The organism is Streptomyces sp. NPDC008121 (assembly GCF_042957155.1).
Classification (GTDB): Bacteria; Actinomycetota; Actinomycetes; order Streptomycetales; family Streptomycetaceae; genus Streptomyces.
This window is the reverse complement of record NZ_JBIBHT010000043.1, coordinates 1-6,291: the sequence shown is the minus strand read 5'-3', so window position 1 is coordinate 6,291 and position 6,291 is coordinate 1. Positions and strand designations below refer to the sequence as shown.

The 6,291-nt window shown below is 68.3% G+C and carries 7 protein-coding genes and 1 pseudogene; 1 reads left to right on the top strand and 7 read right to left on the bottom strand.

Annotated features, from left to right (window positions below):
• Positions 1-101: 101 nt before the first annotated feature.
• The 6 genes from ACFZBD_RS35005 to ACFZBD_RS34980 form a co-directional block, all read right to left on the bottom strand.
• On the bottom strand, positions 102-515 hold the full coding sequence (locus ACFZBD_RS35005) for a hypothetical protein (protein ID WP_391147748.1): 414 nt from the start codon (positions 513-515) through the stop codon (positions 102-104).
• A 112-nt stretch (positions 516-627) separates the two neighbouring features.
• Positions 628-867 carry a transposase gene (locus ACFZBD_RS35000; RefSeq protein ID WP_391147746.1) on the bottom strand — a complete coding sequence of 80 codons (240 nt, stop codon included), beginning with the start codon at positions 865-867 and terminating at the stop codon, positions 628-630.
• 418 nt (positions 868-1,285) lie between these two features.
• Positions 1,286-1,780 (bottom strand): hypothetical protein, encoded by a 495-nt coding sequence (locus tag ACFZBD_RS34995; protein ID WP_391147744.1) that lies wholly within the window; start codon positions 1,778-1,780, stop codon positions 1,286-1,288.
• Positions 1,781-1,877: 97 nt separating this feature from the next.
• Entirely contained in the window at positions 1,878-2,123 is a 246-nt protein-coding gene (locus ACFZBD_RS34990) for an IS3 family transposase (protein ID WP_391147750.1), read from the bottom strand.
• 144 nt (positions 2,124-2,267) lie between these two features.
• Entirely contained in the window at positions 2,268-2,669 is a 402-nt protein-coding gene (locus ACFZBD_RS34985; RefSeq protein WP_391147742.1) for a transposase, read from the bottom strand.
• Complete coding sequence (locus ACFZBD_RS34980; protein WP_391147740.1) at positions 2,670-3,317, bottom strand: ISAs1 family transposase; 648 nt, start codon at positions 3,315-3,317, stop codon at positions 2,670-2,672.
• 399 nt (positions 3,318-3,716) lie between these two features.
• Between ACFZBD_RS34980 and ACFZBD_RS34975 the strand changes: the two are divergent.
• Positions 3,717-4,842: pseudogene (locus tag ACFZBD_RS34975) on the top strand (serine hydrolase domain-containing protein).
• A 600-nt stretch (positions 4,843-5,442) separates the two neighbouring features.
• On the opposite strand, the gene ACFZBD_RS34970 reads toward ACFZBD_RS34975, so the two are convergent.
• Positions 5,443-5,988, bottom strand: a complete 546-nt coding sequence (locus ACFZBD_RS34970) for an alpha/beta fold hydrolase (RefSeq protein ID WP_391147738.1) — start codon at positions 5,986-5,988, stop codon at positions 5,443-5,445.
• Between the last annotated feature and the right edge of the window lie 303 nt (positions 5,989-6,291).

The window sequence follows — 6,291 nt, the reverse complement described above, 5'->3', positions numbered from 1 at the left end:
GAACAACTCCCACAACTCATCCGGCACCAGCCGCTCGGCAAGACTCGTCATGCCCAGCACAACGAGCCAAACCGCCAAAGGAAACGACGTCTAAGCAGGCCTCAACACCGGTCTCCGGGTCCGTCGTCCAGGAGATGCCGGTACCGGGTGACCCAGTCAGGGATCTGAAACTTGACGGCCTGGGACTCGGTCCCGGAGCCCAGACAGGTGCCGTTGCTGTGCTGCACGTAGAGACCGGTAGAGCTGGACCTGAGGACGGCGGACGCGTCGCTGGTGGTGTGCAGGCTGAACTTCTCCCAGGGCCCGGCGCTCTCGGAGGCCGCCCGCAGGTGATAGTTCGGGCCGGCCGAGCCGATGGTGCTCTGGCCCACCATGACGTACTTGCCGTTCAGCTTCGACTTCAGCGCCACCTCCCCGTCCTTGAGCTCGACCAGGGTGAACCTGTCCGCTGCCTGCGGCGCATCGGCCTGGCGGAAGGCGAGGTAGTAGCGCTGGCTGGCGGGCCGCGTAGTCACATATCCGCTTTCGCTGTGCAGGGTGATGCCGGTCTGGTCCGCAGTGTCTACCTCATCTTGTCCCGAGCGAAGAAGCGGTCGCTTTTCCCAGAACCTCGATGTGGCCTCCTGCTCACGGACCTTCCGCCGCAGCCCGGACCAGCTCCTCACGCTCCGCAGTGGTCAAAGCCCCGGCGGGCCCTTCCCCGCGGTCGGTCTTCGCCTGCTTCACCCACCCGCGCAGCCCTTCCGGACTCACCCCCAGATCCCTGGCGACCTCGGTGACCGTCTTCTCCGACGACAACGCCAGGGCGACCGCGTCCCGCTTGAACCCGGCCGTGTACCGCTTACTCGTATTACTGTTCTTGCTCACTACCTGTGACTGCTTCCTCCCGGACCATCCGTCCCGTATAAAGCCCCCAGTCGGCAGGGAGAACCTCACAGGGGCACTCTCTTGGGACTTGTGACGGGCCTCAGGGCGCGTCCGCAGGGCTGTGCCACGTGCCCCCGCCCGGCGGTGTGCGGCCCGAGGTGTGGGGCGGGCGGGAGTGGGTCATCATGGTGAAAAGCCGGACGGAGCTCGTGTCACGGACGTGACAGGGCGGCCGGTGCGGGTTTCGGGAGGTGGCGCGTGCAGCTTGACGAGTCGCGCAGAGCCTGGGTCATGATCATCGGCGCAGTCGCCGTCCTCCTCGCCAACCTCCTGGCGATCCTTCTGGTGAACACCATCGGGCGGTGACTCCCGGAGGCATGGCCCAAGGGAGCCCCGGCGCCAAAAACAGCCGGTTTCTTCAGGCATCGCGTTGTTGTAACGGCCGGGCCTCGGCGAACGCTTCGGCCAGCGCGGCCCGCAGCCTGGGCGGGCCCTGATTGCGTGGGTGGCGGTAGCCGGCCAGCCACCGCAGATTCGCCGCCACCACCGCTGGAGGTGGCTCGAGGCGCCGGTATGACCAGCCCACGCGCGCACACGACGCCTCCAGGACCACCCGTGCGCGCTGCGCCGTGCCCGGTGCGACGTGGCGGGCGCACGCACTGATACGCCCACGCGTACAAAGGCCCCGACGTCTCATCCGCCAGTGCTCCCCGTACCAGGAGCGCCCCGCACAGTGCGCAACCGCCGGAAGCAGCACTGGCAGATCAGCCAGCCGAAACGGCACATGTCCCCGCGCGTCGGCGCTCATGCACTGCCGGAACCCGTCATCGGCCAGCAGCGTGGCGAGCGCAACCGTCTCTGGGTACGTCACCGGGCCTTCCCCCATGAAGGTGGGCACGCGGTTATTGGTCACGCGACGAGTGTGAGTCTAGCGGCGTGGTGTCGGCGTTCGTAGGCGTCGGGGCTGAGGTGGCCGTTGGTGGAGTGCCGGCGGCGGGTGTTGTAGCGGGTCAGCCAGGCGAAAACCGTTCTTCTGCAGGTCCGAACAGGTCCGCGACCTGCCCGGATGCCGGGTCGGGGACGGTCGTGCGGACGCGTCTGCGCAGACGGATACCGGTGATGGAGGACGTCCGCATGATCCGTGCGACCCGCTTCTCGTTGACCCGGTGTCCCTCCTCGCGGAGCTCGGCGGTCACTCGCGGGGAGCCATAGGCGCCGCCGGACTCGCCGTGGACCCGGCGGATCTGTTCGGCCAGGACCAGGTCCTCCCGCTTCCGGCCGGCCCGGGGCGGCGCCGGCGAGCCACTTGTAGTAGCTCGACCGGTTCACGTCCAGGACCTGGCACAGCCGCTTCACCTCGTAGGTGGCCCGGTAGTCGTCGACGAACTGGAAGCGGCTGGTCACCAGTTCGTCTCTCCGGCGAAATACTTCGCCGCCTTGCGGAGAATGTCCCGCTCGGTGGCGAGCTTGCGCTCACTGGCCTCGAGTTCCGCCACCCGGGCCTCCAGCCGCCGGACCCGCTCGTCCGGATCAGCGGACGGCACCGCCGCCCGGTGGGCGGCGGCCGGCTTCGCACCCGCAGCGGTGACGCCACGGCGCTCGCGGTCCCGCAGCACCCACTCGCGCAGGGTCGCCCGGTTGATGCCCAGGTCAGCGGCGATGCTCTTGTACGTCACCCCGGGTGCGGACTCGTACAGGGCCACAGCGTCGGCCTTGAACTCGTCCGAATAGTCCTTTAGCGCCATCGGCGGTCTTCTCGCTTCCTCCGGACCAAGCAGATCCAGTATCAGCGTGTCCACCACTCAGAGGGAGGCCCCCTTCTTCTGGTTCCCTTTCGCGATCACGATGTAGTGCGCGTGACGGCCGAGCAGGTACTGAGCATGCTCGCGCTGGGTGTGCATCGCGTCGCTGGTCACGACCACGCCCGCCAGGTCGGCGATGGTCTCCGGCAAAGGCTGAAAGCAGATGATCTCGTTGGTCTTCTCACCGACGTCGAGCTGGGCCAGGATCAGGCCGCGCACATGGTCGCAGGCGGCGAGCAGGTGGATCTTCCGGCCCTCGGCCCTGGCCGCTCCGCGCAGGCTCTTGCCGTCGACCGCCAGGCCGCGCAGCCGGCCGTCGGTGCCGGTCCGCCGGTCGGCCAGCCAGCGGCCCGCCGCCTGGTCCAACGCGTCGCCCTCGATGCGGCCCAGCAGCCGCCGCACTGTAGTTTCCGCAGGCAGGCTCCGCTTCGGGCACAGCGGGTCGGGCCGTACGCCGAGGCGTTCCAGGACACTGGACGGGGCGTCAGCGATCCATTCGCCGACTGCCAGCAGGGAAGCCGCTCCGGCCAGAACCGCGCACGCGGTCAGCGCGAGCACGACGACCAGAGCGTGGCGCACACCGCATGGATCTCGCGGGCCGGGCACCTCGCCCAGCCGCACCAACAAGATCGGGATCTCCTCGGGCACGGCCGCTGAATGCTCGCGGAGTTGGTCAAGGGCAGGCGGGATCGGCGATGATGTGTCGGCAGGCACGGTCTTCCACTCAGATCACGGGGCGTCGAGAACTCCATGATCTTGGAAGCCGTGCCTGTCATGCTCTGGGGACATCGATGAGAGCAGATCGCCACGAACCCGGCGTCACGCGACTACGCCGAAGCCCTGCGTGAAGCCCCCTCCGCCTTGCCCCAGGACCTGCACCCCATCGGCCGGGGCGGCCCCAGCAGCGGGCAGAGCGCCGTGGCGCGAGAATTCCTGCAGCCCCGCGATGAAAGACCAAAAAACAACTCCAGTGCGCCGTTTGGGGGATGCCAGTACTGCGCCGCCCTTCCTAGGGTGGCGGGCAGTTAACTCACTGAGGAGCACATATTGAATAAGGTCAGCGGTACGTGCGATGCGCGCTTCGCGGAGGTAGGAGCCGCTCTCCGGGAATACCTGGCTTCCGGGGCGGAGCTGGGGGCGTCCATCCACGTTGATCTCGACGGTGAGCCCGTGGTGGACATCTGGGGTGGATACCGGGACGCCTCCCGGACTGTGCCCTGGACGAAGGACACGCTCACCAATGTCTGGTCGACAACGAAAACGGTGACGTCCCTCGCGGCGCTGGTGCTGGCAGACAGGGGTCTGATCGACGTGGACGCGCCGGTCAGCACCTACGGCAAACGGCAAAGAATCAGTTCTCGTGAAACATATTCTGTCTCACACTTCCGGTGTCTCCGGCTGGGAAAAGCCATGTGAGCTGGAGGATATCTACCGGACACGGCCGGCGGCGGCGAGACTGGCATCCCAGGCGCCGTGGTGGGAGCCGGGAACGGCTTCGGGTTATCACGGCATGAACTACGGCCACCTGGTGGGAGAGCTGGTCTGGCGCACCACGGGACAGTCGCTGCGCTCGTTCGTCACATCCGAGCTCGCCGGCCCCCTGGGTGCGGATTTCCAGATAGGGGCGCGCCGGGAGGACTGGTCCCGCATCGCCGCTCTTGTCCCGCCGCCCGCTGATCCTCATGCGCTTGGCTCTCTCGACCCCGCAAGCCCTATGTACAAAACGCTGACCAGCCCCATGGCAGGGGCGGACGCGGCTAACGAGCCGGAGTGGCGCATGGCCGAGATAGGAGCGGCAAACGGCCATGGAACGGCCGCGGGGATAGCCCGCCTGCTGTCCGTCATCTCACGAGACGGCAAAGCCGACGGCGTACGCCTGCTCTCGCCGGAGACGGCCGGCCTGATTTTCGAGGAACAGGCGCACGGCGTCGATCTCGTCATCGGGCTTCCCGTACGCTGGGGAATCGGTTTCGCACTGCCCGACCCGCAGACCTTTCCCTACATACCCCTAGGGCGAGTGTGCTTCTGGGGCGGATGGGGCGGTTCAGTAGCCTGCATGGACCTCGACCGCCGCATGACACTGTCCTACACCATGAACAAGATGGGCGGTGGAGTGGTGGGCTCGGAGCGTACCGAGGCCTACGTCAACGCCGTCTACCGCTGCCTTCTGTAGGAGAGCCGGGCGGGACCGCGGCCCGTTTCTTCTGCGCCGCCAGGGCCTGCTGATCCCGACCCTTTCACGGCTTCACCCTTGGGCCGGGGTCTGGGGCCAGTGCGGCCTCCCGGCGGCGGGCGCCGCGTCAGCCTGCCCCGTCCGCGCGGGCCGAAGAACCGGCGCCGCCCCCGCAGCACGCCCCGGACACGGCCGTGCCTCCCGGCAAAGCGGCATGTCCTGCCGAGAACCTGCCCTGACGCCGTGCCTGATCCCGCTGGCGGCCGTCCTGCAGGAAATCTGTCCCGGGGCCGGTCTGCGCTGCCCGCCTGCGGCAAGGTCCACAGACTTCGGCTGATGGCCGCATCAGGCCCTGGGATGCAGTCCAGGCAGCGGCCCGGGCCTGCCCTGCGGGCGGTGAGGCAGGCGCAGGGCCGCATGGGGGAGGCGGCACCGGGCGCGCGGCCGGAGCGGTGACCGGGGGAGCGGCCGGAGGCGGTCGGTGCGGGACCAGCCGCCTTTCGGGCTTGTTTTCCGCGGCGGCTTGCGCAGCTTGTGCACTGCCCGGGCGGGCTGCTCAGCGGACCGTCTGCCGCACGGGGTGCGGCAGACGGCACCCTCCTACTTTCCCCGGCCGGAGGCCGCGGTGTCCGCCATCAGGTCGATGACGGCCTTGGCCACGACGTCAGGCCGTTCGTTCTGGAGGTAATGCGTTGTGCCGTTGACCTCAGACCGGGGGAATCGCTTCGCAAAGGCTTCCTGCGACGGCTGCCACTTGGTGACCACGGCCGGCGGTACAGCCGGGTCCTGCTTTTCCGCAAGAGAGTGGTCAGGGGAATCCGGGGGACGGAACCTGTGCTTTCGGCCCTGGCCAGGCTGGAGCCAAGGTTGTATGCCTCGGGATTCTTCTCGCCGGCAGCGGCTGGGGGCGGATAAACTGCTGCTGGAAGAATTCGTTCCACAGCTTGCCGGCAGCCGCTGCTTCAGGGTGGCGGGCAGTCCGTCGACGGACACCAGCCCCAGGACCTGCCCGGGGTAGGCACGCGCGTAGTGATAAGCGAACAGAGTGCCCAGCGAACGGGCGCCGAGGATGAACGGCCCCTTGACACCCGCTGCCGAGAGCAGCGTGTGGAGCTCGGCGACGATGTCCGCCGAGGTGCGGGGCATCGGCAGCGGTGCTGCGGCCGGGCGCAGGCGTAGTGCCCTGCAGCGTGGTGCCGGGGCGGTCGTAGGCGCAGACCCGGGTGACCTTTGTCAGCCGGGGAGCAACGGCCTGGCGGCCGCCGAGAGCGAGGTCCCAGGTGTCCGCCCCGTTGCCGTATCCCGACAGCAGCACCACAGCCGGGGTACCTGGCCGCGCCATGCCCCGGCACTGAGACCTCGTTTCACTTGGTGAGCCGCCGGTAGTTGATGAGGCTGGTGGCGATGGCTGTAAAGGCGAGGAAGTGCTCGGGCTTGCGCTCGTAGCGG

What these genes read in the sequence shown, in the direction of transcription:
- ACFZBD_RS34970 (WP_391147738.1), bottom strand. Translation starts at nt 5,988, where the DNA reads ATGCCCCGCACCTCGGCGGACATCGTCGCCGAGCTCCACACGCTGCTC.